24 protein-coding genes are annotated in these 26,463 nt (G+C 72.0%); 19 read left to right on the top strand and 5 right to left on the bottom strand.

Annotation, left to right across the window (positions count from 1 at the left end):
* Positions 1 to 68: 68 nt before the first annotated feature.
* Complete coding sequence (gene clpB, locus ACFSL2_RS16305) at positions 69 to 2,696, top strand: ATP-dependent chaperone ClpB (protein WP_377198839.1); 2,628 nt, start codon at positions 69 to 71, stop codon at positions 2,694 to 2,696.
* Positions 2,697 to 3,001: 305 nt separating this feature from the next.
* Positions 3,002 to 4,024, top strand: a complete 1,023-nt coding sequence (locus ACFSL2_RS16300; protein ID WP_377198838.1) for an ArsR/SmtB family transcription factor — start codon at positions 3,002 to 3,004, stop codon at positions 4,022 to 4,024.
* Here the strand turns inward: ACFSL2_RS16300 and ACFSL2_RS16295 are convergent.
* Complete coding sequence (locus ACFSL2_RS16295; RefSeq protein ID WP_377198837.1) at positions 4,002 to 6,068, bottom strand: septum formation family protein; 2,067 nt, start codon at positions 6,066 to 6,068, stop codon at positions 4,002 to 4,004. The two genes, ACFSL2_RS16300 and ACFSL2_RS16295, sit on opposite strands and share 23 nt — an antisense overlap.
* A 145-nt stretch (positions 6,069 to 6,213) precedes the next feature.
* Positions 6,214 to 7,038, bottom strand: coding sequence for an exodeoxyribonuclease III (locus ACFSL2_RS16290; RefSeq protein WP_377198836.1), 825 nt, complete (start codon positions 7,036 to 7,038; stop codon positions 6,214 to 6,216).
* A 110-nt stretch (positions 7,039 to 7,148) separates the two neighbouring features.
* On the opposite strand from ACFSL2_RS16290, the gene ACFSL2_RS16285 reads away from it, so the two are divergent.
* The 7 genes from ACFSL2_RS16285 to ACFSL2_RS16255 all read left to right on the top strand — a co-directional run bounded on the left by ACFSL2_RS16285 (position 7,149) and on the right by ACFSL2_RS16255 (position 15,454).
* The gene (locus ACFSL2_RS16285; RefSeq protein ID WP_377200839.1) at positions 7,149 to 8,663 is read left to right on the top strand and encodes an ABC transporter substrate-binding protein; all 1,515 of its coding nucleotides are present in this window, start codon (positions 7,149 to 7,151) and stop codon (positions 8,661 to 8,663) included.
* A gap of 24 nt (positions 8,664 to 8,687) precedes the next feature.
* Entirely contained in the window at positions 8,688 to 9,635 is a 948-nt protein-coding gene (locus tag ACFSL2_RS16280; RefSeq protein ID WP_377198835.1) for an ABC transporter permease, read from the top strand.
* The gene (locus ACFSL2_RS16275; protein ID WP_377198834.1) at positions 9,632 to 12,220 is read left to right on the top strand and encodes a dipeptide ABC transporter ATP-binding protein; all 2,589 of its coding nucleotides are present in this window, start codon (positions 9,632 to 9,634) and stop codon (positions 12,218 to 12,220) included. Before ACFSL2_RS16280 ends, ACFSL2_RS16275 begins: the two co-directional genes overlap by 4 nt.
* Before the next feature lie 92 nt (positions 12,221 to 12,312).
* The gene (locus tag ACFSL2_RS16270) at positions 12,313 to 12,933 is read left to right on the top strand and encodes an RNA polymerase sigma factor (protein WP_377198833.1); all 621 of its coding nucleotides are present in this window, start codon (positions 12,313 to 12,315) and stop codon (positions 12,931 to 12,933) included.
* Positions 12,930 to 14,090: a hypothetical protein gene (locus ACFSL2_RS16265; protein ID WP_377198832.1), complete on the top strand. Its 1,161-nt coding sequence runs from the start codon at positions 12,930 to 12,932 to the stop codon at positions 14,088 to 14,090. Before ACFSL2_RS16270 ends, ACFSL2_RS16265 begins: the two co-directional genes overlap by 4 nt.
* A gap of 113 nt (positions 14,091 to 14,203) precedes the next feature.
* Positions 14,204 to 14,890: an alpha/beta hydrolase gene (locus tag ACFSL2_RS16260; protein ID WP_377198831.1), complete on the top strand. Its 687-nt coding sequence runs from the start codon at positions 14,204 to 14,206 to the stop codon at positions 14,888 to 14,890.
* A 144-nt stretch (positions 14,891 to 15,034) separates the two neighbouring features.
* The gene (locus ACFSL2_RS16255; RefSeq protein WP_377198830.1) at positions 15,035 to 15,454 is read left to right on the top strand and encodes a rhodanese-like domain-containing protein; all 420 of its coding nucleotides are present in this window, start codon (positions 15,035 to 15,037) and stop codon (positions 15,452 to 15,454) included.
* A gap of 103 nt (positions 15,455 to 15,557) precedes the next feature.
* Here ACFSL2_RS16255 and ACFSL2_RS16250 read toward each other — a convergent pair whose 3' ends face one another.
* Both ACFSL2_RS16250 and ACFSL2_RS16245 read right to left on the bottom strand, forming a co-directional pair.
* Positions 15,558 to 16,313 (bottom strand): response regulator, encoded by a 756-nt coding sequence (locus tag ACFSL2_RS16250; RefSeq protein WP_377198829.1) that lies wholly within the window; start codon positions 16,311 to 16,313, stop codon positions 15,558 to 15,560.
* Positions 16,310 to 17,692, bottom strand: coding sequence for a sensor histidine kinase (locus ACFSL2_RS16245; protein WP_377198828.1), 1,383 nt, complete (start codon positions 17,690 to 17,692; stop codon positions 16,310 to 16,312). Before ACFSL2_RS16245 ends, ACFSL2_RS16250 begins: the two co-directional genes overlap by 4 nt.
* A 210-nt stretch (positions 17,693 to 17,902) precedes the next feature.
* Here ACFSL2_RS16245 and ACFSL2_RS16240 point away from each other — a divergent pair, with 210 nt between their 5' ends.
* From ACFSL2_RS16240 to ACFSL2_RS16210, 7 genes are all read left to right on the top strand, one after another.
* Positions 17,903 to 18,907, top strand: a complete 1,005-nt coding sequence (locus tag ACFSL2_RS16240) for a Bug family tripartite tricarboxylate transporter substrate binding protein (protein ID WP_377198827.1) — start codon at positions 17,903 to 17,905, stop codon at positions 18,905 to 18,907.
* Complete coding sequence (locus ACFSL2_RS16235) at positions 18,904 to 19,509, top strand: tripartite tricarboxylate transporter TctB family protein (protein WP_377198826.1); 606 nt, start codon at positions 18,904 to 18,906, stop codon at positions 19,507 to 19,509. The genes ACFSL2_RS16240 and ACFSL2_RS16235 overlap by 4 nt, the downstream gene beginning before the upstream one ends.
* Entirely contained in the window at positions 19,502 to 21,004 is a 1,503-nt protein-coding gene (locus ACFSL2_RS16230; protein WP_377198825.1) for a tripartite tricarboxylate transporter permease, read from the top strand. The genes ACFSL2_RS16235 and ACFSL2_RS16230 overlap by 8 nt, the downstream gene beginning before the upstream one ends.
* Before the next feature lie 57 nt (positions 21,005 to 21,061).
* Entirely contained in the window at positions 21,062 to 21,838 is a 777-nt protein-coding gene (locus tag ACFSL2_RS16225) for an SDR family NAD(P)-dependent oxidoreductase (protein ID WP_377198824.1), read from the top strand.
* 85 nt (positions 21,839 to 21,923) lie between these two features.
* Positions 21,924 to 22,499: an orotate phosphoribosyltransferase gene (gene pyrE / locus ACFSL2_RS16220; RefSeq protein WP_377198823.1), complete on the top strand. Its 576-nt coding sequence runs from the start codon at positions 21,924 to 21,926 to the stop codon at positions 22,497 to 22,499.
* 81 nt (positions 22,500 to 22,580) lie between these two features.
* Positions 22,581 to 23,189: a type III secretion system chaperone family protein gene (locus ACFSL2_RS16215; RefSeq protein WP_377198822.1), complete on the top strand. Its 609-nt coding sequence runs from the start codon at positions 22,581 to 22,583 to the stop codon at positions 23,187 to 23,189.
* Complete coding sequence (locus tag ACFSL2_RS16210; RefSeq protein WP_377198821.1) at positions 23,147 to 23,308, top strand: hypothetical protein; 162 nt, start codon at positions 23,147 to 23,149, stop codon at positions 23,306 to 23,308. Before ACFSL2_RS16215 ends, ACFSL2_RS16210 begins: the two co-directional genes overlap by 43 nt.
* 15 nt (positions 23,309 to 23,323) lie before the next feature.
* On the opposite strand, the gene ACFSL2_RS16205 is transcribed toward ACFSL2_RS16210, so the two are convergent.
* Positions 23,324 to 24,100: an HAD-IIA family hydrolase gene (locus ACFSL2_RS16205; protein WP_377198820.1), complete on the bottom strand. Its 777-nt coding sequence runs from the start codon at positions 24,098 to 24,100 to the stop codon at positions 23,324 to 23,326.
* Between the two features lie 75 nt (positions 24,101 to 24,175).
* Between ACFSL2_RS16205 and ACFSL2_RS16200 the strand changes: the two genes are divergently transcribed.
* The 3 genes from ACFSL2_RS16200 (at position 24,176) to ACFSL2_RS16190 (ending at position 26,460) form a co-directional block, all read left to right on the top strand.
* The gene (locus ACFSL2_RS16200; protein WP_377198819.1) at positions 24,176 to 25,162 is read left to right on the top strand and encodes a DUF368 domain-containing protein; all 987 of its coding nucleotides are present in this window, start codon (positions 24,176 to 24,178) and stop codon (positions 25,160 to 25,162) included.
* Positions 25,159 to 25,821 (top strand): TrmH family RNA methyltransferase, encoded by a 663-nt coding sequence (locus tag ACFSL2_RS16195; RefSeq protein WP_377198818.1) that lies wholly within the window; start codon positions 25,159 to 25,161, stop codon positions 25,819 to 25,821. The genes ACFSL2_RS16200 and ACFSL2_RS16195 overlap by 4 nt, the downstream gene beginning before the upstream one ends.
* Positions 25,822 to 25,914: 93 nt before the next feature.
* The gene (locus ACFSL2_RS16190) at positions 25,915 to 26,460 is read left to right on the top strand and encodes a hypothetical protein (protein ID WP_377198817.1); all 546 of its coding nucleotides are present in this window, start codon (positions 25,915 to 25,917) and stop codon (positions 26,458 to 26,460) included.
* Positions 26,461 to 26,463 lie beyond the last annotated feature (3 nt).

Raw genomic sequence — 26,463 nt, 5'->3', positions numbered from 1 at the left:
TGAGCGGGGTAGACTCAACTTTGACCTCGTTTCATCTCGTGCAGACTTCAGCATCCCTGGGAGGCCTCATGGACACCAAGTTCACGACCATGTCGCAGCAGGCGATCGGCGACGCCATCCAGTCGGCGTCGGCAGCCGGCAACCCGCAGCTCGAGCCGATCCACCTGCTCGCGTCGCTGCTCCAGCAGGAGCGCGGTGTCGCGACCGGGCTGCTCGACGCGGTCGGGGCGAACGCGCAGGCCATCGGCCAGCAGGTACGCGCGGCCCTCGTCGCGCTGCCCCAGGCCAGCGGCGCGAGCACCGCCCAGCCGAGCGCGAGCCGTGCCATGGCGACGGTCCTGGAACTGGCGTCGAAGGAGGCGCAGGGCCTCGGGGACGAGTACGTGTCCACGGAGCACCTGCTCATCGCGGTCGCGGCAGGGCAGTCCTCCGCGGCACAGATCCTGTCCGGCGCGGGGGCCACCGCGGACGCGCTGCGGGCGGCGCTGCCCGCCGTCCGGGGGTCCGGACGGGTCACGAGCCCCAACCCGGAGGGCACGTACAAGGCGCTCGAGCAGTACGGCACCGACCTGACGCAGCGTGCCCGTGACGGCAAGCTGGATCCGGTGATCGGCCGGGACTCCGAGATCCGCCGGGTGATCCAGGTCCTGAGCCGTCGCACCAAGAACAACCCCGTGCTCATCGGTGAGCCCGGCGTCGGCAAGACCGCCGTCGTCGAGGGGCTCGCGCAGCGGGTCGTCGCCGGCGACGTACCCGAGTCCCTCAAGGGCAAGCGCCTGGTCGCGCTGGACCTGGCCTCGATGGTGGCCGGCGCCAAGTACCGCGGCGAGTTCGAGGAGCGCCTCAAGGCGGTGCTCGAGGAGATCACCGCGTCGGACGGCGAGGTGGTCACCTTCATCGACGAGCTGCACACCGTGGTCGGTGCGGGCGCGGGCGGCGAGGGCGCCATGGACGCCGGCAACATGCTCAAGCCGATGCTGGCGCGTGGCGAGCTGCGCATGGTGGGCGCCACCACGCTCGACGAGTACCGCGAGCACATCGAGAAGGACCCGGCCCTGGAGCGGCGGTTCCAGCAGGTGTTCGTGGGGGAGCCCTCGGTCGAGGACACGGTGGCCATCCTGCGCGGGCTCAAGGAGCGCTACGAGGCGCACCACAAGGTCACGATCGCCGACTCCGCGCTCGTGGCCGCGGCCTCGCTCTCGGACCGGTACATCTCGGGGCGCCAGCTTCCCGACAAGGCGATCGACCTGGTCGACGAGGCGGCGTCGCGGCTGCGCATGGAGCTTGACTCGTCCCCCGTGGAGGTCGACGAGCTGCAGCGCGCGGTCACGCGTCTCGAGATGGAGGAGGTGGTGCTGTCCGACTCGGAGGATGCCGCCTCCCAGGAGCGCCTGCAGCGGCTCCGGGCCGATCTTGCGGACCGCCGGGAGGCGCTGGCCGCGCTCACCGCCCGCTGGGAGTCGGAGAAGGCAGGGCACAACCGCGTCGGCGATCTGCGGGCTCGGCTCGACCAGCTGCGCACCGACGCCGAGCGCAAGCTGCGTGAGGGTGACCTCGAAGGGGCCGCGCGTGTCCAGTACGGCGAGATCCCGGTGGTCGAGAAAGAGCTCGTGGCCGCAGAGGAGGCGGAGGCCAGTTCGGCGGACGACCTGCAGGGGACGGGCCCGGAGCATGCCGAACCGCCGATGATCGCCGACAAGGTGGGCGCCGACGAGATCGCCGAGGTGGTCGCCGCGTGGACCGGCATCCCCGCCGGTCGGCTGCTGCAGGGCGAGTCCGAGAAGCTCCTGCACATGGAGGAGGTCCTCGGGCAGCGCCTCATCGGCCAGCAGGCCGCGGTGGCAGCGGTGTCCGACGCAGTACGGCGCACCAGGGCCGGGGTCTCCGACCCCGACCGGCCGACCGGCTCCTTCCTGTTCCTCGGCCCCACGGGTGTCGGCAAGACCGAGCTCGCCAAGGCGCTGGCCGACTTCCTGTTCGACGACGAGCGCGCCATGGTGCGCATCGACATGTCCGAGTACGGGGAGAAGCACTCCGTCGCCCGGCTCGTCGGTGCGCCTCCGGGCTATGTCGGCTACGAGGAGGGTGGTCAGCTGACCGAGGCCGTCCGGCGTCGGCCCTACTCGGTGGTGCTGCTCGACGAGGTGGAGAAGGCGCATCCCGAGGTCTTCGACGTGCTGCTCCAGGTGCTCGACGACGGGCGGCTCACCGACGGTCAGGGTCGTACCGTCGACTTCCGCAACACGATCCTGGTCCTGACCTCGAACCTCGGGTCGCAGTTCCTCGTGGAACCGATGCTGTCGGACGACGAGCGGCGCGAGTCCGTGATGACGGCCGTGCGTGCCTCGTTCAAGCCCGAGTTCCTCAACCGGCTCGATGACGTGGTGGTCTTCGACGCGCTGACCCTGGCGGAGCTCGGCAGCATCGTGGAACTGCAGGTCGGCGCCTTCGCGAAGCGTCTCGAGGACCGTCGCATCACGCTCGACGTGACGGAGGCGGCACGGGAGTGGCTCGCGCTGGAGGGTTTCGACCCGGCGTACGGCGCGCGGCCGCTGCGTCGCCTGGTGCAGCGGGAGATCGGCGACCGCCTGGCGCGGCTGCTGCTCGCGGGCGAGGTGTCCGACGGCGACACGGTCGTCGTGGACCGTGCGGACGGCGAGGGGCTGACCCTCGACCGCAAGGTGCTGACCGCGTGATCGAGCGGCCCGGTGTACGTCGTTCGACGTACACCGGACTACGCGGATCGGTCGATGTGGTGCTGGGGTACGCCTGCGATCCTGGAGCGACGAGGAACGACCGGGTGACCGGCCGGGCGAGCACCAGCGTGTGATGGTGTTGTGAAGGTGGCTGTCCGATCGCCCAGAACCGGAAATCCTGTACGTCCCTCTGGGTGTGCGGGCGAAGCCGTGCGCGGTGAGCCGCGGACGGTCCCGGACAGTCAGGGCACGCGGGGGGCGAGCCGACGGGGGCCAAGGGAGGGCAGACGGTCAGGGAGGGCCTGATGCTGAGGTTCCACTTCACTTCGGATGATCTTGCGCGGGTCCGGATCGCTGCGGGCCCGGACCCCATGTGGGAGCTGCTGCTCAGTGCCCATGTGGTGAACCAGCGTTCGGGCAGCGCACCGTTCGGGGCCTGGCGGCAGCGGGTGCTGTCCGGCCTGCGGCCGGCGGCGCGGATGCTGCTGAGCCTGACGCCACCACGCGGGTACTCGCCCGATTTCCTCACGCCGGTGACCGGCACCGACGACTTCGAGACCGGGCTCGACGCGGTGCTGTCCACCCCGAGCGTGCGGCTGGGCAACGACATCTCGCTGCTGGCCCGCGGGCACAAGCCGCACGTCTGGATGCGCGACCTCGCCGGAGGCTCCGCCCCGGCCCTGCGCGGGCTCGGCGTGGCGATGCGTGCCTATTACGAGCAGGCCGTGGGCCCCTACTGGAGCGGGATCCGGGCTGCCGTCGACGCCGACCGCGCGGCGCGTACCCGCGCCTGGGTCGAGGGTGGAACCGAGCACGCGCTGCGCACGCTGCACCCGTCGGTCCGGTGGCAGCACCCCGTGCTGTCGGTGGTGACCGCCGCCGAGCGGGACGTGCACCTGGCCGGGCGGGGCCTGCTGATCATCCCGTCGTACTTCTGCGTGCGGGCACCCATCACGTTGGCCGATGCTGACCTGCCGCCCGTGCTGCTCTATCCGATCACGCACGAGCAGGTCGGGGCGGACCGACGTCTCGAGGCCCGGTCCGACGGCGGCCGTCAGCTCACCGCCCTCCTCGGCCGTACCCGGGCCGCTGTGCTCCGCGCGCTCGGCACAGGGGCCACGACCAGCGAGATCGCGCAGCGGCTGGCGATCTCGCCGGCATCGGCGTCGGAACACGCCACGGTGCTCCGCAACGCCGGACTCATCACCAGCGGACGCGAGCGCAATACGGTGGTCCACGCGCTGACTCCGCTGGGTCAGACGCTCCTGGACGGCGGTGTCGGCCGGCCACCGACGACGCTGACGGTCACTGCAGGAGATCCTGCGTGATGGGCTCGCTGGTGGTCGCGAGGCACAGGCCGACGCGGTCGCCGTCGTCCCACGACTCCGCGCTGGGTCCCCAGACCACGTAGCTCACCGAATCGGCGAGGTCGCTCGTGCGTGCCACGGGGCCGAGCTGCTTGGTGCCGCACACCAGGGCCACCCGCTTGTCGACCTCGTCCCGCCCCGGCCAGACGGCAGCGTCGGCGAAATCGGTGCGGCCCACCACCTGGGCGGTGTGCGAGGCGTCGCACGGAACGGCGAGAACCTCCGAGACCTCACCGTCCTCGGGGATCTCCTCCACGCAGGACCCGAGCACCAGCTGTAGCGGGTGTACCTCTCGCGGCTCCGCGATCATCGCCTCGATCGGCTCCCACTGCTGCCGGTTGGCCACGTTCACGATGATGGCGACGACCACCACCACGGCCACGACGGCCGCGATGGCGCCGCCGATCATGGTGAACCGTCGACGCTTGGCAGCCTCGTCCGCCGCCGTCGGCGGCTGCCAGCCGGCGTAGGTGGCCTCAGGTGCGTAGCCCTGCACGGCCGGGAACTCGTACGCGGACGCGCTGCGTGCGGCAGGGAACGGAGACGGCTGCTGCTGCGGGGCGCGTCCTGGCGCGTCGGGCTGGTACTGCGGGGACGTGGCGGGCGTCGGGAACGGGCTCGGCGGGGCAGCGGGTGGCGGGTAGGCGGCGGGCGAAGCGAAGAGCTCGTCCGGCTGGGCGGGGACCTGCTCCACGGGCGTTGCTGCCGCCCCGGCCGCTCCGGCCGGCGCGCCGGGTGCCTCTGGCGTGTCCGCGCTCGGTGCTTCCTCGGCGGCGGCCCCGTCACCGGAGTCCTGGTCCCCGGAGTCGTGGTCCCCGGGCTTCTGGTCCTCGGCGCTCTGGTCCTCGTCCGTCTCCGGATCCCCGGCGACGGTGCGCGGCCCGAGCGCCTTCTTGTGCGCCTCGGCGATCGCGGCGAAGGAGAGCGCCCTGAAGTCGAACGGCTCGTCGATGGCTGATTCCGTCGCACGGTCCGCGGCCGTCCGGTCGCTGGGCTCCTTGCCGGCAGGTCCGGACGTGCCCACCCCGGAGCCGGCGCCGGGAGCGGCAGCAGCGCTGGAGCTGGAGGGGGTTTCGTCGATCTTCTCGGCCGGTGCCGGAGTCGCCGAAGCTGAAGCCGAAGCCACATCCGGTGCGGCCGGTGTCAGGTCGGCGGAGGTCGGCGCGGGCCGCGCCGGCTGCGGCCGCGCGGCCGGCGGCACGATGCTGATCTCCTCCGTGGGCGCAGCGGCCGAGGCGGGTGCGGGCGGTGTCGCTGCCTCAGCGGCCGGGGGAGCCTGCTTCTCAACGGCCGGCGCAGCCGCCTCGGCCGCCTCCGCATCCGCTGGGTCAGCGTCCGTCACCACGGGGTCGGCGCCTGTCACCGCGGGGTCAGAATTTGCCGCCACGGGTTCGGCATCTGCCGCCGCCGCGTGATCGGCGTCCGCCGCGGCTGCCGGGGCAGCCGCTCCGGTAGTCCCGGCTGCTACGTCGGATTCGACCAGGGTGGTCTCGGACCCCGTAGCGGTGGCCGGTGCCGCCGGATCGGCCGGTGTCGCCGCGTCGGCGCTCCCAGCCTTGGTGGCCTTTGCCGCCGTGTCGGGGGCGGTCGCCTCGGAAATTCTGGCGGCGGTCGACGCCGCCTCATCGCCGGTCGTCTCGGCAGCGCTGTCGGGCGACGTCAGGTCGGCGTCGGACACGTCCTCGTCGCCCGGCTCCTCCGCCGCATCCGCGTCCGGCTCCTCTGCCGCATCCGCACCCGGCAAAAGATCGTCCGGCACGTCCTCGTCGTCCGGCGCATCGTCGTCCGGCGCATCGTCGTCCGGCGCATCCGCGCCCGGCGACGGTTCGCTCGGCTCGTCCTGTTCGGACACCTCGGTGTCGGCGGCAGGGCCACCGCTCTCAACGGTGGTGTCCGGCGCGGGATCCTGCTCCGCCTCGACCGCGGACGCCGGCTCGACAGGATCCGTGGCAGGGATCTTGGCGACTTCGGTGGCGGCCGGGGACTGGTCGGGCGTCGACGTCATGCGGGTTAACTTACCGACATTCGGCAACGACCTTGTCACCAGGGCGGTGCACGCTCCGAGTGCGCTCCATTTATGGACAATTTCACCCGCTGATTTCCCCATCGCGGGTGGAACCTCGGGACGTCCTGTCCCGTACGGAAAGGCGTCAGTCGGTCAGGTCGACGATCACAGGGACGTGGTCGGACGCGCCCTTGCCCTTGCGCTCGTCCCGGTCGATCGCGGCAGCCGACGCCCGCCCGGCGAGTGCGGGCGACGCCCAGCAGAAGTCGATCCGCAGCCCCTTGTTCCGGGGGAAGGCGAGCTGTTGGTAGTCCCAGTAGGTGTAGATGTGCTCGTCTGGGAGGAACGTGCGGGTCAGCTCCGTGTACCCGGCCGCGCCAAAGGCATCGAACGCGGCCCGTTCCGGCAAGGACACGTGCGTCTTCCCCTCGAACGCCGTGACGTCGTACACGTCGGTGTCGAGCGGGATCACGTTCCAGTCGCCCATGAGTGCGACGGCGTCGCCGTCGGCGGCCCAGGTCTGCGCCGCGGTCCGCAACGCCTCCAGCCAGGCCAGCTTGTAGGTGTAGTGCGGGTCGCCGAGCGCGCGGCCGTGCGGCACGTAGAGACTCCAGACGCGGACACCACCGCAGGTCGCGCCGATCGCGCGCGCCTCGATCGGTGGCACGACGTCGAGCAGGGGGTCCGGGCCGTCCTCGATGATCGCCTTGGCGAAACCGGGCTGCTCCGGGAAGTGGGTGGCGACGTCGTCGAGACCTACCCGTGAAGCGATCGCCACACCGTTCCACTGCGACAGCCCGAAGTGCGCCACCTCGTACCCCGCGGCCTCGAACGCCGCGGTCGGGAACTGGTCGTCCCGACACTTGGTCTCCTGGATCGCCAGCACGTCGGTCTGCGACCGGTCGAGAAAGGCGAGCACGCGGTCGACCCGCGTGCGGATGGAGTTGACGTTCCAGGTGACGAGGCGCACGAGGACAGCCTATTTGCCGCGTCGCCAGGACGGAGCCGCTGTGATCCCTGCCGCACTTCCCGGGCCCTGACCAGCAAGGAGTCAACCCCGACTACCCTGGATTCGTGCAGATCCTCACCAGGCGCCGCGCCGCCGGCGCCGTCGCCGCCCTCACCGCTTTGGCCCTCCTCGGGGCGTGCTCCGCCGGGAGCTCCGCCGGCGGCGAGGACGAGGCGCGCACGGACGTCGTGGTCGGCCTGACGGGAGAGCCGACCAACCTCGACTTCACGACGACGTCGGGCTCCGCCATCCCGCAGCTGCTGATGAACAACGTGTACGAGGGCCTGGTGACCATCGACCAGGAAGGCGAGGTGCAGGCCCAGCTCGCCGAGTCGTGGGAGGTCGACGGGGACCGCACCAGGTACACGTTCACGCTCCACGAGGGCGTGACGTTCTCCGACGGCTCGCCGTTCACCGCCGACGACGTCGTGGCCTCGATCGACCGGGTCAAGGAGGACTGGACGCTCAGCCTGAAGTCCAAGATGGACGTGGTGGCCAAGGCGGAGGCGATCAGTGACACCAGGGTCGCGGTGACCCTCGAACGTCCGAGCAATGCATGGCTGTTCGACATGGGTACGTCCGTCGGCGCCATGTTTCCGGACGACCTCTCCGTGGACCTCGCGACCGAGGCCGTCGGCACCGGCCCCTACACGGTCGAGGAGGTCGCGACCGGCGAGCACGTCCGGCTCGCGGCCCGCGACGACTACTGGGGGGAGGCGCCCGCGATCGCTGACGTCACCGTGCGCTACTTCGCGGACGCCAACGCCCAGGCCAACGCGGTCCGCGCCGGGGACGTCGACATGGCGTACAACCTGCAGGCGCCCGACCTGCTGGCCGGCCTCGAGCAGAACGAGGAGCTGCAGGTCATCGACGGCACCTCGACGGGTGAGGTGCTGCTCGCGCTGAACAACGACGAACCACCGTTCGACGACCTCAGGGTGCGCCGCGCGATCATGTACGCGATCGATCGCCAGGCCGTGCTCGATACGGCGTGGGCCGGACACGGGCAGCTGATCGGTTCGATGGTGCCGCCCACCGACCCGTACTACCAGGACCTGACCGGCGCCTACCCGCACGATCCCGCAAAGGCCCGGGAACTGCTCGCCGAGGCCGGCGCCGAGGACCTGAGCATCACGTTCGACGTGCCGACCCGCCCCTATGCGGAGGCCGTGGCGCAGGTCGTGGTGTCCCAGCTCCAGGACGTCGGTATCGAGGCGACGATCGTGCCGGCGGAGTTCCCGGCCGTCTGGCTGGACAAGGTGTTCACCAAGCACGACTACCAGATGTCGGTGATCCTCCACACCGAGGCCAGGGACCTGCTGACCATCTTCGGCGACCCCGACTACTACATCGGCTACGACAACCCGAGGCTCACCCAGGTCGCGCAGGAAGCCGATCGCGGCAGCCCCGACGAGTACGTCGCAGGCATGCAGGAGGTCGCACGGATGATCGTCGACGACGCGGCGAGCAACCCGCTCTTCCTCTTCCCCAACACCGTGGTGGCCGACGCTCGCCTGACGGGCATCGCCGCGAACGCGACGACGGAGTCGATGGACCTGACCGGCCTGCGCTGGTCCGACGGCTGACGCGGGCCGACCGCCGGACACCACGTGGCCAGACACCTCGCCTCGCACCTCGCCCAGCTCGTCGCCACGCTCCTCGTGGCGACGTCCCTCATCTTCGTCCTGCTGCGGGTGCTGCCCGGTGACCCAGCGGTGGTCGCGCTCGGAATCGAGGCGTCTCCCGAAGCCCTCGCGGCCTGGCGTGCCGAGCACGGCACGGACGGACCGCTGGTCACCCAGTACCTCGAATGGGTCGGTGGGCTACTCACCGGCGACCTCGGCACCAGCCATGTGACCGCCCAGGACCTCACGCCGCTCGTCGCGGACCGGGTCCAGGTGACGGGCATCCTGGTGCTGCTCGGCATGCTGATCGCCCTGGTCGTGGCTGTGCCGGTCGGCACCCTGGCCGCCGTCTGGCACCGGAACGCGGGCGGCGTGACGCTCTCCGCGGTGAGCCAGGTGGGCGTGGCCGTGCCGAACTTCCTGGTTGGTGTGCTGCTGGTGGCGCTGTTCGCGGTGCGGCTGGGCTGGCTGCCCGCGGGCGGCTGGGCGGCACCCGCCGACGGGCTCGGGGAGTTCGCGCGGCACGTGGTGCTGCCCGCCGTCGCGCTGGGGTCGGTGCAGGCCGCCATCGTCACGCGATACGTGCGCAGCGCGGTGCTGGAGATCATGCGCGAGGACTTTCTGCGCACCGCCCGTGCCAAGGGGCTCACGTTCGCTAGCGCCCTGGTCAGGCACGGGCTGCGGAACGCCGGCGTGCCGATCGTGACGGTGGTGGGCGTGCAGATCGCCTCGATGCTGATCGGGGCCGTGGCGATCGAGCGGGTCTTCGCCGTGCCCGGCCTCGGCAGCCTGCTGCTGGACTCGGTGGGCAACCGTGACCTGCTCGCCGTGCAGTCGATCGTGGCGGTGCTCGTGGTGCTGGTCGTGCTGCTGAACTTCCTGGTCGACCTGGCCTACACGCTGCTGGACCCGCGACTGCGGAGGACGTCATGAGCGGTCCGGACCCGGCCGCCGTCGGCCAGCCGCTGCCGGACCTCGGTCCGGTCGGCGAGGCCCGCCGTCCCGGCCTGCATCCCCAGCTCGTGATCGGCGCGGTGCTGGTGGGGCTGGTCGTGCTCACGGCCCTCGTATCGCTGGTCTGGACGCCGTACGACCCGGAGCATGCGGGTGCCCCACGGCTCCTGCCGCCGGGAGCCGAGCACTGGCTGGGCACCGACCGGTTCGGCCGGGACGTGTTCTCCCAGGTCATGGCGGGTGCGCAGATCACGCTGCTGGTGGGCGTGGTCGCCGTCGGGATCGCCGCGACCATCGGTGTGCCGCTCGGCGTGCTCGCGGGGATGCGCGGTGGGCGGCTCGGCGCCTTCCTGATGCGGGGCAGCGACCTCCTGCTGGCATTCCCCGGCCTGCTGCTCGCGATCGTGCTGGGCGCCGTCTACGGCGCGGGCACGGTGACGGCGATGGTCGCGCTCGGCATCGGCTCGATCCCGGCCTTCGCCCGCGTGGCCCGCAGCGGGACGCTCCAGGTGATGCGTTCCGACTACGTGCTCGCCGCCCGGGCGGCGAACCGCGGCGAGCGCGCGATCGCCGCGCGGCACGTGCTGCCCAACATCAGCGGCATGGTGCTGGTGCAGTGCTCGGTGAACTTCGCGATCGCGGTGCTGGCGGAGGCCGGCCTGTCCTTCCTCGGCCTGGGCACACCCCCGCCGACGCCGTCCTGGGGCCGGATGCTGCAGGAGTCGCAGCAGTTCCTCGGTGTCGCCGACCACCTCGCGATCGTGCCCGGCGTCGCCGTCGCGGTGGCGGTGCTCGGGTTCAACCTGCTGGGCGACGGGCTGCGTGACGTGCTCGACCCGAGGCTCTCGGCGGTCTCCCCCACCGCGACGGGATCGCCGGTCGCCGGCCGGCCGGCACAGGGGGCACCGGCTGCTCCGGGAGCCCCGGCGGGGGAGCCGAACCCGGCCCTCGACGTGCGCGGCCTCACCGTCCGTACCAGTGGCGGCCGCACGCTCCTGTCCGACGTGTCCCTCCAGGTCGCGCCGGGCGAGCGCGTCGGCCTGATCGGCGAGTCCGGTTCGGGCAAGACGATGACCGCCCTCGCGGCCCTCGGCCTGCTGCCCGACGGCGTGGCGGCGACCGGGCACGTCGCCCTCGCCGAGGTGCCGGGAAACCTCCTGGACCGGGGCGAGCGTGCACTGGCGCGCCTGCGCGGTCAGGCGGTCTCGATGGTGTTCCAGGAGCCGATGACGGCCCTGAACCCGCTGATGCGGGTGGGTCGACAGGTGGCCGAGACGATGACCGTGCACGGCGCGACCCACCCGGACGCCGCGGCGCGGGCCGCGGAGCTGCTGGGCGAGGTGGGGCTGCCCGACGGCGCCGCCCGGCGCTACCCGCACGAGCTGTCCGGCGGGCAGCAGCAGCGGGTGGTGCTGGCGATGGCGCTGGCCAACGACCCGGCGGTGCTGGTGGCGGACGAGCCGACGACGGCCCTCGACGTCACCGTGCAGCGTCAGGTGCTGGACCTCATGGTGCGGCTCGTCGAGGACCGGGGGGCCGGGCTCCTGTTCATCACGCACGACCTCGCGGTCGTGTCCCAGGTCTGCGAGCGGGTGGTGGTGCTGCTCGACGGCGTGGTGGTCGAGGAGGGCACCGTCGCCCAGGTGTTCGCGCAGCCCCGGCACGAGTACACGAGGCGGCTGCTGGCGGCGTCGACCCTCGAACCGTTGGCCGAGCGGCCGTCGCTGGTCGCCGGTCGACCGGCTCGGGAACCGCTCGTCGAGTCCCCCGCCGGCCCGGAACCTGCTCTCCTCCGCGTCGAGGACGTCACCCGCACCTACCAGAGCCGGGGCCAGGTGGTGCATGCGCTGGCAGGCGTCTCCCTCCAGGTCCAGGAGGGGCAGCGCTTCGGGATCGTGGGCGAGTCCGGCTCGGGCAAGTCCACGCTGCTGCGGATCGTGGCGGGGCTGGACCGCGCGACGTCGGGCCGGGTCACCAGCGCCGGTGTGCACCTGCCGGCCACGCCGCACGAGCTGGGTGACCTGCGCGCCGCCCTGCAGCTCGTGTTCCAGGACCCGTACGGCTCGCTCGACCCCCGCATGACCGTGGGCGACATCGTGGCGGAGCCGCTCCTGAACCCCGCGAACGTCCGGGTCGGCGGCCCGCGGACGGCGGCCGCCCGCCGGGACGCCGTACGCGAGATGCTCGACGCCGTCGGCCTGCCGCTCGACGCCACCGAGCGGTACCCGCACCAGTTCTCGGGCGGGCAGCGACAACGCATCGCCATCGCGCGGGCCCTGGTGTGCCGGCCGCGCATCCTCGTGGCGGACGAGCCGGTCAGCGCCCTCGACGTCTCCGTGCGGCGGCAGGTGCTGGACCTGCTCGCACGGCTGGCGGACGAGCACTCCCTGACCCTCCTGCTCGTGTCGCACGACCTGGGCGTGGTGCGGCACGTCTGCGACCACGTCGCGGTGATGCACGACGGCCGGATCGTGGAGCAGGGGCCTACCGGCCAGGTCTACGACGACCCGCGGCACGAGTACACCCGGCGCCTCCGTGAGGCGACCCCGACGCTCATCCGCTGACGCCGTCCGCCGCCGCCCGCGGCCGAGAGGCCCGCTGGGTGAGATCGTCGGCATGCTTGTTACCCCGGCGCCCGAGCGGACATTGCAGAGACGTGACGACCATACGAAGTCTGTCCGACGGCGATCCCCCGTCGGACGAGGACCGGATCAGCGAGCTCTGGCGCTCCTACGCGTGGCGGGTCCAGGCGTACGCGCTGCGGCACGTGGACCCGCACGACGCGCAGGAAGTGGTGTCCGAGACCTTCCTCGTCGCGTGGCGTCGGTTGGCCGGCCTGCCCGGTGACCCACTGCCCTGGCTCCTGGTGGTGGCGCGCAACGTGGTGCGCAACCAGCGCCGCGCTGCCCGACGGCGGAGCGCGGCCGAGGAACAGCTCGTCCGGCTGGAGCGTGTCGCCCGGGTGACCGAGGACACCGTGCTGACGGTGAGCCGGCGCGACGCGCTGATCTCGGTTCTGCTCCGGCTTCCTCCGAAGGACCGCGAGGCGCTGCTGCTCACCGGATGGGACGGGCTCGCGCCGGCCGAGGCCGCACAGGTCGCCGGGTGCTCCGTCGCGGCGTTCAAGATGCGACTCTCCCGGGCCCGCCGCCGGCTCGAGTCCGAGAGTGCGCGGCTCCCAGTCCCTACCGCGTCGCGCGAGGGCGGCTCGACCCTCGCGGCCGGTACCGCTGACTCCGCCGACGTCGCCGACACCACCGTGAGGAGGGCCCGATGAACCGCACGATGTACGACGACCTGCGGAATCTTGCACCGACTGACCCTGTGGACAGCGAGGGTCTCGAGATCTCCCGCGCCGCCCTCGACAGGAGTCTCCGGAGTGAGCGGGCCGATGGTGCGCTCGCCGTGGACGGCCGGCGGGGTCCGGGCGATCCGGGTGCTCAGCGCACCTGGACCATGGGCCGTGGGCTCGTGGCGCTGACCGCGAGCGTGCTGCTCGTCGGCCTCGGGGCTGCGAGCGCCGTCCTGATCGGAGACATCGCGCAGCCGGCGGACGTGGGGCCGCGGGTCAGCGTGCCGGATCCGTCGACGAGCCCGACCCCGTCGCCGTCGGCCACGCCCGATGAGGCGTCGGACCTGCAGTGCGATGCGCTCACCATGAGCCTGGACGGAGCACCGGAGATCCCGTCGTCGCAGTGGCCAGACCTGCTGCAGCATGGCTGGACCCTGCCCGACATCCCCGTGACGGCCGCGCCGACGCTGCAGGGGGCACCGGCGGGGTGCGCGGGGCATATCGCCACACTGGTGTTCGCTGACGTGGCGGATGATCGGGTGGTCGCCGTGTACGCGGGGAGACGAGTGCCGACCGAGGGTCGGGCCGCGCCCGATGCGCTCCTGGGCGAGGCGGAGGTGGGCACGAGCGAGACGGGTGACCACTCCGTGGAGTGGGTCGGCGAGGACGGCCACCCGTGGTACGCCCAGGCCGGGGGCATCTCGGTCGAGGTGTTCCGCACGATCCTGAACAGCCTCGCCTATGGCGCGGACGGCTCCGTGACCGGCCCCGTGCCCGACGGGTTCGAGCGGACAGCGACACCGGAGGTCGAGCCCGAGGAGACGATGTATCTCTGGCGGATGCGACACGACGAGGTCTCGTCATACCTCTGGGTGACGTGGCCGGTCACGGAACCGATCGAGGCGAGCCTCGGGGACGGCCGTGACCAGACGGCGGTCGAGTTCGACGGCGGAGTCGCCCTCTACAGCCCGGGCCTCCCGGGGGTGTCGGCCAACCCACCGAGCCTGCGCTGGCAGAAGGACGGCGCTCGCTTCTGGATCCTGGACTCGGGGGCGGACCTGGAGACACTGAAGGCCCGCGCGCGTTCCGTCCGGCCGCTCGAGCTCGACGACCCCCAGCTGGCGCCTTTCCTGAACCGCTGAGCTGCGGAGCCACCGTGCAGCGACGGGTCAGACTCACAGGTCACCGCGGTGGCCTGTGGGTCTGACCCGTCCGGGCCTCTCCGACCCGTCAGCCGTGTAATCTCCTGCGCGACATGAGCGAGCACCTGACCAGCGGCGACAGTGGCCTCCCCGTGCTCGACGGCGTCACTCGGAGCTCCGCCGCCCCGCCCGGCAAGGCCCCGATCCGCGTGATCTTCGTGCCCGGGCTGGGCGACCGGCTGCCGCCTCTGGTGCACCTCCAGCGCGAGGCGCTGCGCACCTGGCGCGCCCTGGGGGTGCGCACCACGATGTTCCGGGTCCGGTGGTCGTCCGACGCGTCCTTCCAGGAACGCCTGGACCGGCTCGACGAGATGGTGGAGCGCTACGAGGAGCGGGGCGAGCGCGTCGCACTCATGGGCGCCTCCGCGGGGGCGGGCGCGGTCCTCGCCGCGTACGCCCGACGGCGCTCGATCGTCGCCGTCGTGATCATCGCCGGAAAGTTCCTCGAACCCGAGGACATCATCAAGCCGGTGCTCCTGCACAACGCACCCTTCGCGCAGTCGCTGTCGACCGTGCCGAAGCTCCTCGACGAGCTGGGCCCGGACGACCGCGCCAGGATCCTCAGCCTGCGGTCGGCCCGGGACGGGGTGGTCGACGACGAGGACACCCTGCTCGAGGGCGCGGTCAACGAGACGATGCGCGTGGTGGGCCACGTGATAGCGATCGGGTACGCGCTGATGTTCCGTGCGCGGCGGGTGGTCCAGTTCCTGCGCGAGGCGGCGACGGACTGCGCGAGGTGACCGCACCGAACGGGCTGACCGGTCCGGTCGTCCTGAGGTCGCGCGTGGGCGACCTGCGCTGGAGCAGTACGCCTTATCAACACTTCAGAAACCGTGGGGCTCTCGGCACTTGCCGTGCCGGCGCAGCCTCCGCACACTCTGGCTATGACGACCTCCCAGGACACCTCCGCCGCCGTCGCGCACTTCGCCGAGCGGCTCGCCTTCGAGACCGACGTCGCCGACGTCCACGCCGATCTGGCTGCCGGCGTCCCGTTCACCCTCGTCGATGCCCGCTCCCAGGAGTCGTGGGACCAGGGCCACATTCCCGGCGCGGTGCACCTGCCCGGCGGCAAGGTCAGGCTGCGGGCCGAGCAGACCATCGACCGGGACCTGCCGGTCGTCACCTACTGCTGGGGTCCTGGCTGCAATGCCGCGACCAAGGCCGCGCTCGAGTTCGCGAAGCTCGGTTACCAGGTCAAGGAGATGCTCGGCGGATTCGAGTACTGGGTGCGCGAGGGCTTCGCGTACGAGACGGCGACGGGCCGGGTCCAGCCGGACCCGGACCCGCTGAGCTCCCCGGTCTGACCGCTGTCGCGACTCCTACCCCGCGATTGCGCCCGGAACCGGGGGAGATCCGGGCGCGATCACGGGGTACGCGCGCAGGACGGCCGACGGCGACCGGCGCCGGTCACGTCGGTCGGTAGCGGTTCTCCGGGCGGCCTGTCGCCCCGTAGCGTGGGCTGACCTGCGCGTGGCCCTCGGCGACCAGGTGCTCCAGGTACCGGCGGGCACTGACCCTGGACATCCCGACCGCCTCGGCGACCTCGGCCGCCGACGCGTCCCTGACCGCGGACGCGCCCGGTCCGACCCCCGCTCCTCGCCCGGCCGGACCAGCCGGCCCGCCCGCACTCGCGTCCGCGCACAGCCGGACGAGCGCCTCGTGGACCAGGGTGCGGCTCCGCTCGGAGAGCCCCTTGGGCGGCAGGGTCGTGGCCGACCGGGGACCGGCGAGGAGCTGGTCCACCTCGTCCTGGCCGAGCGTGTCCTGTGCCCGCCGCACGTCCTCACGGCGCTGCCACACCTCGTCGAGCCGTTCCCGCAGGGCGGCGGCCGTGAACGGCTTCACCAGGTAGGCGAGCACGCCACCGGCCATCGCCTGCCGCACGCTGTCCAGCTCGCGGGCGGCAGTGGTGGCGACCACGTCGACCGGTGGGCCGGGCAGCAGCCGCAGCCGGCGGAGCACGTCCAGCCCGTCGATGTCCGGCAGATGCAGGTCGAGCAGTACCAGGTCGGGCCGCAGCGCGGCCGCCAGGCGCAGGGCGTCGGTGCCGTTCCGGGCCTCGCCCACCACCACGAACCGGGGGTGGCTCTCCACGAACCCGCGGTGCACCACGGCGACGGCCGGGTCGTCCTCGACGATGAGCGTCCGTGCGCGGTCCGTCATGGCATCACTTCCCTGCCGGGGCCAGAAGCTCCGGCTCCCGCAGCCGACCCAGTCCCGGCAACAGCCCCGGCTCCCGCAGCCGACCGGGTGCGTCCGCTTCCCGGTGCCGGCACCGGTAGCTCGACCGTCATCCGCGCCCCGCCGAGGTCGCCGGTACCGATTACCACGTCGCCGTCCCGACGGTCCACCACCCGCCTGACCAGTGCCAGACCGATGCCCCGGCTGTGCTCGCGGTCACCGGGCACCTTGGTGGAGAACCCGGCCTTGAACACCTGCTGGCGTAGCTGGGTAGGTACCCCGGGCCCGTCGTCGTCCACCCGCAGGTGCAGGTGCGTGCCGTCGGAGTGCAGCAGCACCCGGACGTGTCCGTCCGGACCGGTCGCGTCGACCGCGTTGTCGATCAGGTTCCCGAGCACGATGAGCGCGTCCGTGTGCAGCGACGAGGCGTCCGCGGTGGCAGGCGCCTCGAGGGCGGACGCGTCGTCGACGTCGAGCGTGACCCCACGCTCACGTGCCGTCACCGCCTTCACCAGGAGCAGCGCCGCGATCTCGGGGGACCGCACGCCCGGCGCGACCGCGGACGCGGTGAGCAGCCCGCCGTAGCCGGACCGTTCGATGAATGCGACGGCTTCCTCGGTGCGGCCAAGCTCCAGCAGCCCCGAGATCACGTGCACGGTGTTGGCGAACTCGTGCGACTGGGAGCGCAGGGCGTCCGTGAGGCCGCGGGTCTCCAGGAGGCCCGCGATGTCCTCCGGCTCCAGCAGGTAGATGCGGCGGCGTACCAGGCGGGTCACCCACGCCGCACACAGCACTCCCACGACGGCGGCGGCCGCGAGGGCGCCGAGCAGCCAGCCGCGGTCGTCGGTCAGGTCGGCACGCAGCTCGGACTCGAGGATCCCGACGCTGGCGGTACCGATGACGGGGGCGGTCGACGCGTCGTCGGCCGCGTTCCCGTAGACGGGCACCTTGACGCGCCACGACGTGCCGAGCGTGCCGGTCTGCGTTCCGGTCCACACCCGCCCGGACAGGGGCACGGAAGGGTCGGTCGAGACCGGCTGCCCGATCTGCTCCGGGTCGGGGTGGGAGTACCGCATGCCGCGCTCGTCGGTGACGACCACGTACGTGACCTCGGACGCCTCGCGGATGACCTCGGCGATCGGCTGGATCGTGGCGGAGGGGTCGGCGTCGTCGAACGCGTCCTGGATGGCCGGCAGGCGCGCCACCGACTGAGCCACACCTGCCATCCGGTCGACGTACGCCTCGCGGAGCTGACGTTCCTGCAGGGCGGAGGCCACGAACCCGGTGGTGCAGACGAGTACGAGCACGATGACGACCTGCAGCACCAGTAGCTGCGCCCGGAGCGTCATCGCTCTTCTCACGGACGCCAGTGTGCACCGGCCGACGGCCGGTGCGGTAGCCGAGAGCCGTGACCGAAACGACCACAACGTTCGTTGCGACCACAACCCGGCCCTCGAGGCGGGCCCTCCCTACGCTCACGCCGAGGTGGACCTGGGCGGGCGACGTCGCCGGCACTCTGGTCCACGCATCTGCTGCATTCACTCAGCCGCATTCACTCAAAAGGAGAAGGCATGCGCATCATCCGAACCGGGGCTGCCCCCGTCGGCATCGTCCTGGCACTCGCCCTGGCGGGCTGCTCCAGCCTGGAAGCGAACGGCGGTGGGGGTGGCGACGCCGCCATCGACGAGCTCAGCATCGTGGTACCGGCCGGACCGGGCGGTGGCTGGGACCAGACCGGGCGCTCGATGCAGGCCAACATGCAGGACGAGGGCCTGGTGGGCACCGCGACCGTGACCAACGTCGACGGGGCGGGTGGCACGGTCGGCCTGGCGAACATCGCCAACGCCTCCGACCCGAACACGCTGCTCGTGATGGGGCTGGTGATGGTGGGCGCCGTCGAGACCAACCAGTCCCAGGCCCGGATCGAGGACACCACCCCGATCGCGCGCCTCACCGAGGAGCAGGAGGTCGTGGTGGTCCCCGCGGAGTCGCCGTACGAGACCATCGACGACCTCGTCGCCGACATCGAGAAGAACGGCAAGGACGTCGCCATCACCGGCGGCTCCGCGGGCGGCACCGACCACATCCTCGCCGGCATGCTGCTCAAGGCCGCGGGCATGCCCGCGGAGGACGTCGCGAACAGCCTGAACTACGTCGCCTACTCCGGCGGCGGCGAGTCCCTGGCGGCCCTGCTCGGCAACAACGTCGACGCGGGCATCTCCGGCATCAGCGAGTACGCGGAGCAGGTCGAGGCCGGTGAGCTGCGGGCGCTCGCCGTCTCCGGCGAGGAGCGCGTCGACGCCCTCCCCGACACACCCACCCTCACCGAGGCCGGCTACGACGTCGTCCTCACCAACTGGCGCGGGGTGGTCGCCCCCGGCTCGATCGACGACGCCGACAAGGAGGCGCTGACCGCCGCCGTCACCGAGCTCGCCGAGTCGGACGCGTGGCAGGCCACGCTCGAGGAGAAGGACTGGGCCGACGCCTTCCTCGCCGGCGACGAGTTCGACACCTACCTCGACGACAACATCGCGGAGATCCAGGTGGTGCTCCAGGACATCGGGCTCGTCCAGTGAGGCCCGACGGTCCGGCGCCCGAGTCGCCCACCGAACCGGGTGCGCCGACGGCGGAGGCAGGACCTCCGCCGTCGGGCACCCCCGTGCCGGGGCCGGCGGAGCAGCCGCGCCGCCGCTGGGGCGAGCTCGTGCTGGCCCTGGCGACCACCGCCCTCGGCGTCTACGTGCTGGCGGCCGCCGGAGGCATCACCGTCCCCGGCTCCACCAACACGCTCGGTCCGCGGGCGTTCCCCTACCTGGTGGGCGGCATGCTCGTCGTCGCGGGCGCGGTGCTGGTCGTCCTGGTCCTCAGTGGCCGGGCCGGCGAGGAGGAGGGCGGCGAGGACGTCGACCCGACCGTCCGGACCGACTGGCTGACGGTGGTGCTGATCGTGGTGATCCTCGTCGTCCACGTGTTCGCGATCAACGTCATCGGCTGGCCGTTCGCCGCGGCCATCCTGTTCGCGGGTGCCGCCATCGTCCTGGGCGCGCGCCCCTGGTGGCGTGCCGCCCTGGCCGGGCTCGTGCTGGGCCTGGTCGTCCAAGTGATCTTCGGCGGGCTCCTGGGTCTCTCGCTCCCGGCCGGCCCGCTCCTGGAAGGGGTGCCGTTCCTCCGTGGATAACGTCTCCGCACTGCTCGAGGGGTTCGCCACCGTGCTGCACCCCGCGTACCTCCTCTACGCGCTGTTCGGGGTGTTCATCGGGACGGCGGTCGGTGTGCTGCCGGGTATCGGCCCGGCCATGACGATCGCCCTGCTCCTGCCCCTGACCTACTCCCTGGAGCCGACGGCGGCGATCATCGTCTTCGCCGGCATCTACTACGGCGGCATGTACGGCGGGTCGACGACGTCCATCCTGCTCAACACGCCGGGCGAGTCCGCCTCGATCGTCACGGCGATCGAGGGCAACAAGATGGCCCGCGCCGGCCGGGGTGCGGCGGCGCTCGCCACCGCCGCCATCGGGTCGTTCGTCGCGGGCTCCCTCGCCACGGTGGCGCTCACCTTCCTGGCCCCGGTGATCGCGCGCTGGGCGGTCCAGCTCGGCGAGCCCGACTACTTCGCCCTCATGGTGGTCGCGTTCATCACCGTGGGCGCCCTGCTCGGGTCGTCGGTCCCGCGCGGCCTCGCGTCGCTCTCCCTGGGCCTGTTCCTCGGCCTGGTCGGTACGGACACCCTGACCGGTCAGCAGCGCTTCACGTTCGGCGTGCCCAACCTGGCGGACGGGATCGACGTGGTCGTGGTCGCCGTCGGGCTCTTCGCCGTCGGCGAGGCGCTGTACGTGGGCTCCCGGATGCGACACGGCAAGATCCAGGTGATCCCGGTCGAGAAGGGCTGGCGCTCCTGGATGAAGCGCGACGACTGGCGCCGCTCCTGGAAGCCGTGGCTGCGCGGTGCCGCCATCGGGTTCCCCGTCGGGACCATCCCAGCCGGAGGGGCCGACGTCGCCACCTTCCTCTCCTACGCCTCCGAGCGCCGGCTCGCCGGCACCGAGCGGCGCAAGCAGTTCGGCAAGGGCGCCATCGAGGGCGTCGCCGGTCCGGAGGCCGCGAACAACGCCGCGGCGGCCGGCGTGCTGGTCCCGCTGCTCACCCTGGGCCTGCCCACGACGGCGACGGCGGCGATCATGATCGTCGCGTTCCAGTCCTACGGCATCCAGCCCGGCCCGCTCCTGCTGCAGAACGAGTCGGCGCTGGTGTGGGCGCTCGTCGCGAGCCTGTACCTCGGCAACCTCATGCTGGTGGTGCTGAACCTGCCGCTCGTGGGCATGTGGGTGCGGGTGCTGCGCATCCCGCGGCACTACCTGTACGCGGGCATCATCCTGTTCGGCGCGCTCGGTTCGTACGCGCTGAACTTCTCGCCCGTCGACGTGCTGCTCCTGGTACTGATCGGCCTGGCCGGATTCTTCATGCGGCGCTACGGGTACCCGGTGGCGCCCCTGGTGGTCGGCATGATCCTGGGCCCGATGGCGGAGGACCGGCTGCGCCGCTCTCTCGCGATCAGCCAGGGCGACCTGACCTACCTGGTGACCAGCCCGTTCGCCGCCTGCGCGTACGCCGCGATCGTGGTGGTGCTGGCCGTGGGCATCTGGCTCAAGCGCCGCGAGCGGGAAGCGGCCTAGGTGCGCCGAGCCGCAGAGCAGGCCCATCCCCGGAACCGCCGCATCTAGGCTGATCGCATGGGTACAGCACTGATCACCGGCGGGTCCGCCGGCCTGGGCCTCGAGTTCGCGCGCCAGCTCGCGGCGGAAAACCACGATCTCGTGCTCGTGGCGCGCGACCAGGACCGGCTGGACGAGGTCGCCGAGGAGCTCCGTGCCGCGCACGGCGTGGCGGTCGAGGTGCTCCCGGCCGACCTCTCGGTGCCCGGGGACGTCGCACGGGTCGCGCAGCGGCTCGCCGTCGTCGGCGGCCGACCCGGGGAAGGGGACCTGCGTCCCGTGGGGCTGCTCGTCAACAACGCGGGCTTCGCCACCGGGGCGCGGTTCACCAGGGGCCGGGTCACCACCGAACGCCGCGGGATCGACGTCATGGTGAAGGCGGTGGTCGAGCTGACGCACGCCGCCGTCGGGCAGATGCTCGAACGTGACCGGGGCGCGGTCCTCAACGTCGGCTCCGTCGCCGCTCTCACCGCGGGCGGGACGTACGCGGCGGCGAAGGCGTACGTCCGCACCTTCACCGAGTCGCTGGCGGTCGAGCTCAAGGGCACGGCCGTCACGGCGACGCTGCTGTCCCCGGGGTTCACGCACACCGAGTTCCACGCCCGGGCGGGCATCCCCGAGTCGGCGATCCCCGACTGGGGCTGGCTCGACGCCGAGTACGTGGTCCGGGCGGCGCTCGCGGACGTGCGCCGCGGCGTCGTCCTGTCCACACCCTCCGCGCGCTACAAGGCGGCCTCCGCCGTGCTGCGGGCGGCGCCGCGCTGGGCGGTCCGCGCCGTCGGCAAGTACCGCTGATCCACATCCCGGGTCAGCCGCTCCGGTCACCTACGTGGACCTGAGCGTCTGACACGGGGCGGGTGTGCCGACGTACCCTTACCCGGTGAACGCTGACTTCTCCCCGACACCGCGCGAGCAGCTGGCCGAGCTCATCAAGGAGCTCGCCGTGGTGCACGGCAAGGTGACTCTGTCCTCCGGCAAGGAGGCCGACTACTACGTCGACCTGCGCCGCATCACACTGCATCACCGGGCCGCGCCGCTCGTCGGTCACGTGCTCCTCGACCACCTCGAGGAGGTCGGGCTGGGTACCGCCGAGATCGACGCCGTCGGCGGACTCACCCTCGGTGCCGACCCGATCGCGGACGCGCTCCTGCACGCCGCCGCCTCGCGCGGCCAGGACCTTGACGCGTTCGTGGTGCGCAAGGCGGCGAAGGCGCACGGCATGCAGCGGCAGATCGAGGGTCCGGACATCGCCGGGCGCAGGGTGGTCGTGGTGGAGGACACCACCACCACCGGCGGGTCGCCGATCGCGGCGATCGAGGCGGCGCGGGCCGCCGGCGCCGAGGTGCTGGGCGTGGCCACCATCGTGGACCGGGCGACCGGCGCCGGCGAGAAGATCGAGGCCCTCGGCGTGCCGTACCACTACCTCTACGGCCTGGCGGAGCTCGGGCTCGCCTGAGCCGCCCAATACCGTAATTCGGCCGTCTCGATATCACTTCCTGTGAAGACTTTTGCCTAGCCCTACGGTATCTTTAGATTCATGGGGCCATTTGTCGCTTTAGTCCTGCTCGTTGCCGGCGTAGTGACCTTCACCGTTGCCGCGGCACGGGTGATGAAACGCGGTCGTTCGCAGGACGTCGCTCAGTGGGCCGAGGCGAACGGCTGGGAGTACCTGGACAAGGACCCGACGCTCGCCCAGCGATGGAGCGGCCGGCCGTTCGGTATCGGCCTGGACCGGGTGGCCCGTGATGTCCTGCGGGGCAACGTCGACGGGCACGACATCGTCTCGTTCACCTATACGTGGCGTGCGGGGAACCCCGGTGCCGAATCGCGCCGTCGTGGCCTGCGGCGCACGGCGCACGTCGTCGCCCTGGACGCGTTGCCGGGCGAGCCCGTGGTCGACCTGTCGCCCGAGGGCATCCGCGAGAAGTGGCAGAAGCTCTTCGGCGCGCAGGACGTGCAGATCGACAACCCCGCGTTCGACGGGCAGTGGCTCGTCCGGACGTCGGACGAGGTGTTCGCGCGCCGCGCCCTCGACGCGCGGCTCGCGAACATCGTGATGCTGCCCGACTTCCATGGTTCCGGCTGCGGATCGAGGGTCCGTCGGTGCTGCTGTGGCGTCCGGGCCGCACGGACGTCACCACGCTGACCGAGCGGGCCAAGCGCGTGGCCGACGTCGCGCGGATCGTGCTGCCGCTGGAGAAGGGCGGCCCGAAGTTCGAGACGGGCGGCGGTATCGACGGGTTCGGGATCCCCGGCCTGAGCTGAGGACCAGGCTGAGCATCAGACCAGGTCGACGATGTCCGCTATCGAGTTCAGCACGTGGCTGGGGCGGAACGGGTACTTCTCGACCTCGTCGGCCGACGTCGAGCCCGTGAGCACCAGGAACGTCTCCAGGCCGGCCTCCATGCCGCCCAGGATGTCCGTGTCCATGCGGTCGCCCACCATCGCCGTCGACTCCGAGTGCGCGCCGATCAGGTTCAGCGCGGACCGGAACAGCACCGGGTTCGGCTTGCCCACGTAGTACGGCTTGCGGCCGGTCGCCGCCGCGATCATCGCGGCCACCGACCCGGCGGCCGGCAGCACCCCCTCCTGGGACGGACCCGTCACGTCCGGGTTGGTGCAGATGAACCGGGCGCCGCCCACGATCAGCCGGATGGCCTTGGTGATGGCCTCGAACGAGTAGGTCCGCGTCTCGCCGAGCACCACGTAGTCCGGGTCGGACTCGGTGAGGGTGAAGCCAGCCTGGTGCAGCGCCGTCGTCAGGCCGGCCTCGCCGATCGCGTAGGCGCTGCCGTTCGGGATCTGGTCCGCGACGAACTGGGCGGTGGCCAGGGCCGACGTCCAGATGTTCTGCTCCGGCACGTCGATCCCGCTGTAGGCGAGCCGGGCGCGCAGGTCGCGCGGTGTGAAGATCGAGTTGTTGGTCAGGACGAGGAACGGCAGGTCCTTGTCCCGCAGTGCCTTGATGAACTCCGGGCCGCCGGGGAGGGCGGTCCCCTCGTGCACCAGCACGCCGTCCATGTCAGTGAGCCAGGCTTCGGTGGTCCGCTCGATCATGGGCGTCAGCCTAGCGCCCGGCACGTCGGGGTCGGGGTGCACGCGGTGCTCAGCGGTGGGTCGTAGGCTTCGCGCGTGACCAACCTGTCCCCTGACGACGCGGCGCGCCCCGGGCCGGTTCGCCGCCACGCCTCCCCGTCCACCAAGACGCCCTGGTCCGCCGCACCGGGCAATGCGGTGCGCGGCGGACTGGTCGGGGCTGCCGAGTCCGTTCCCGGCATCTCGGGCGGCACCATCGCGCTCGTCGTCGGCCTGTACGACGGCCTGCTCGGCGCAGCCAGCCAGGTCGTGCACGCCGCACGCGAGCTCGTGCAGGGCGTGGTCGGCCGCCGCGGCCTCCGGCCCGCCGCCGCCGCGCTGCGCCAGGTCGACTGGCCGTTCCTCGTCCCGGTGCTCGCCGGCATGGTCGTGATCCTGCTCGTGTCGCTGAACACGATCGCGCCCCTGCTCGAGTCGAACCCCGTGCCGATGCGCGCGCTGTTCTTCGGCATGATCGCCGTCTCGGTCAGCGTTCCGCTGCGGATGATGCCGCACCGGTTCCGGCCGCTCGACGTGCTGCTGCTGGTGGGCGGCGCGGTCGGCGCGTTCTTCCTCACGGGCCTGCCTGCGGCCGAGCTCTCCGACCCGCCGCTGTGGCTCGTGTTCGTCGGTGCCGCGGTCGCCATCAACGCCCTCGTGCTGCCCGGTGTGTCCGGCTCCTTCGTGCTGCTCGCCATGGGCCTGTACGTGCCGGTGCAGGCGGCGCTGCACGACCGAGACCTCGCGTTCATCGGCACGTTCATGCTCGGTGCGGTGATCGGGCTCGGGTCGTTCGTGAAGCTGCTCCACTGGCTGCTGGAGCACCGGCGCCAGGGCACGATGGCGCTGCTCGCCGGACTCATGCTCGGGTCCCTGCGCGCGTTGTGGCCCTGGCAGGACGAGACCGGCGGCCTTCTTGCCCCGCCCGGCGACTTCGTCGTGCCCGTGCTGCTCGCCCTCGTCGGCGCCGCGGTCGTCGCGGTGGCGATCTGGTGGGAGTCGCGTCGCACGCCGCGTCCGACCACGCACGCCGCGACCGAATGACGGGCGCGACCGGCGAGCCGGACGAGCAGCCGGCGGATGCCACCGATCCGGCGGAGGAGCGCGAGGTCGGCGTCGGCCCCTGGGCCGGCCCGCCGCCCGAGGACGGGCGCTACGACCCCCAGCTCCTGGCCGAGGGCGACCGTCGAAACGTGGCGGACCAGTACCGGTACTGGTCGGTCGAGGCGATAGTCGCCGACCTGGACACCCGCAGGCACCCGTTCCACGTGGCGATCGAGAACTGGGCGCACGACCTCAACATCGGCTCCGTGGTCCGCACGGCCAACGCGTTCAACGCGGCGGGCGTGCACATCGTGGGCCGGCGCCGGTGGAACCGCCGGGGCGCGATGGTCACCGACCGGTACCTGCACGTGGCACACCACCCGGACGCCGCGGCGCTGGCCGGGTGGGCCACGTCGGCCGGGTCCCTGCCGATCGTGGGCATCGACAACGTGCCCGGCTCCGTGCCGATCGAGGGCTACGCGTTCCCCCGGGAGTGCGTCCTGCTGTTCGGTCAGGAGTCCACCGGTCTGACCGCGGAGGCGCAGGCGGCGTGCGACGTGGTCCTGCACATCACGCAGTACGGCTCCACCCGCTCGATCAACGCGGGTGCCGCGGCCGCCATCGCCATGCACGCCTGGGTCACGCAGCACGCGCGGTAGGTCCGTCGAACTCGTGGCGGTCGGGACTCCACACAAAGGCGGTCGAGCCGCGTCTTCAGTGTGCAAGCACATCCCACGCACCTGGAGGTCCACGTGACCAGCAGCACCCGCACCCTCCGCTCCACGTCCTTCCGCATCACCGCGATCGGCGTCGCGGCCACCGGCCTGTGCGTCGTCGGCGCCGGGATGGCCGCCGCGGCCAACCCCACGTCGAGCTTCGGCCAGGCGGTCGGCACCACGGTGCACGCGGTCGGCGTCGACTGGTCCTCGATGCCCGACGGCTACACCCAGGCGCAGTACGAGGCGTTCTGGGCCGCCGAGTACAGCGGGGAGGACCTCGTCGAGCTGCAGGAGATCTGGTCGCTCGACGCGACCGAGACCAAGTCCCGTGCCGGCCAGATGCTCCTGGACGGTGAAGAGCTCCCCTTCGCGCCCGGCACGCACACCACCCCCGAGCTGCCGGCGGACGAGCAGGCGGCGATCGCCGCGTTCTTCGAGGCCGGGTACACCGGCGAGGACGTCGAGGCGCTCAACGACCTGTGGAACACCGAGCACCTGGAGACCAAGGCCCGTGCCGGCCAGCTGGTGCTCGACGGCGAGGAGCTGCCCCTGGACCCCGCCACCTCGGCCGGTAGCTGACCG

It is taken from the genome of Promicromonospora aerolata (assembly GCF_042682255.1).
Classification (GTDB): domain Bacteria; phylum Actinomycetota; class Actinomycetes; order Actinomycetales; family Cellulomonadaceae; genus Promicromonospora; species Promicromonospora aerolata.
This window is presented reverse-complemented; position numbering and strand designations above follow the sequence as displayed.

Bases quoted from the DNA above. Each gene is read 5' to 3' on its own strand.
- clpB (WP_377198839.1), top strand. From the start codon at position 69: ATGGACACCAAGTTCACGACCATGTCGCAGCAGGCGATCGGCGACGCC.
- ACFSL2_RS16300 (WP_377198838.1), top strand. From the start codon at position 3,002: ATGCTGAGGTTCCACTTCACTTCGGATGATCTTGCGCGGGTCCGGATC.
- ACFSL2_RS16295 (WP_377198837.1), bottom strand. From the start codon at position 6,068: ATGACGTCGACGCCCGACCAGTCCCCGGCCGCCACCGAAGTCGCCAAG.
- ACFSL2_RS16275 (WP_377198834.1), top strand. From the start codon at position 9,632: ATGAGCGGTCCGGACCCGGCCGCCGTCGGCCAGCCGCTGCCGGACCTC.
- ACFSL2_RS16265 (WP_377198832.1), top strand. From the start codon at position 12,930: ATGAACCGCACGATGTACGACGACCTGCGGAATCTTGCACCGACTGAC.
- ACFSL2_RS16260 (WP_377198831.1), top strand. From the start codon at position 14,204: ATGAGCGAGCACCTGACCAGCGGCGACAGTGGCCTCCCCGTGCTCGAC.
- ACFSL2_RS16255 (WP_377198830.1), top strand. From the start codon at position 15,035: ATGACGACCTCCCAGGACACCTCCGCCGCCGTCGCGCACTTCGCCGAG.
- ACFSL2_RS16250 (WP_377198829.1), bottom strand. From the start codon at position 16,313: ATGACGGACCGCGCACGGACGCTCATCGTCGAGGACGACCCGGCCGTC.
- ACFSL2_RS16240 (WP_377198827.1), top strand. From the start codon at position 17,903: ATGCGCATCATCCGAACCGGGGCTGCCCCCGTCGGCATCGTCCTGGCA.
- ACFSL2_RS16225 (WP_377198824.1), top strand. From the start codon at position 21,062: ATGGGTACAGCACTGATCACCGGCGGGTCCGCCGGCCTGGGCCTCGAG.
- ACFSL2_RS16215 (WP_377198822.1), top strand. From the start codon at position 22,581: ATGGGGCCATTTGTCGCTTTAGTCCTGCTCGTTGCCGGCGTAGTGACC.
- ACFSL2_RS16205 (WP_377198820.1), bottom strand. From the start codon at position 24,100: ATGATCGAGCGGACCACCGAAGCCTGGCTCACTGACATGGACGGCGTG.
- ACFSL2_RS16195 (WP_377198818.1), top strand. From the start codon at position 25,159: ATGACGGGCGCGACCGGCGAGCCGGACGAGCAGCCGGCGGATGCCACC.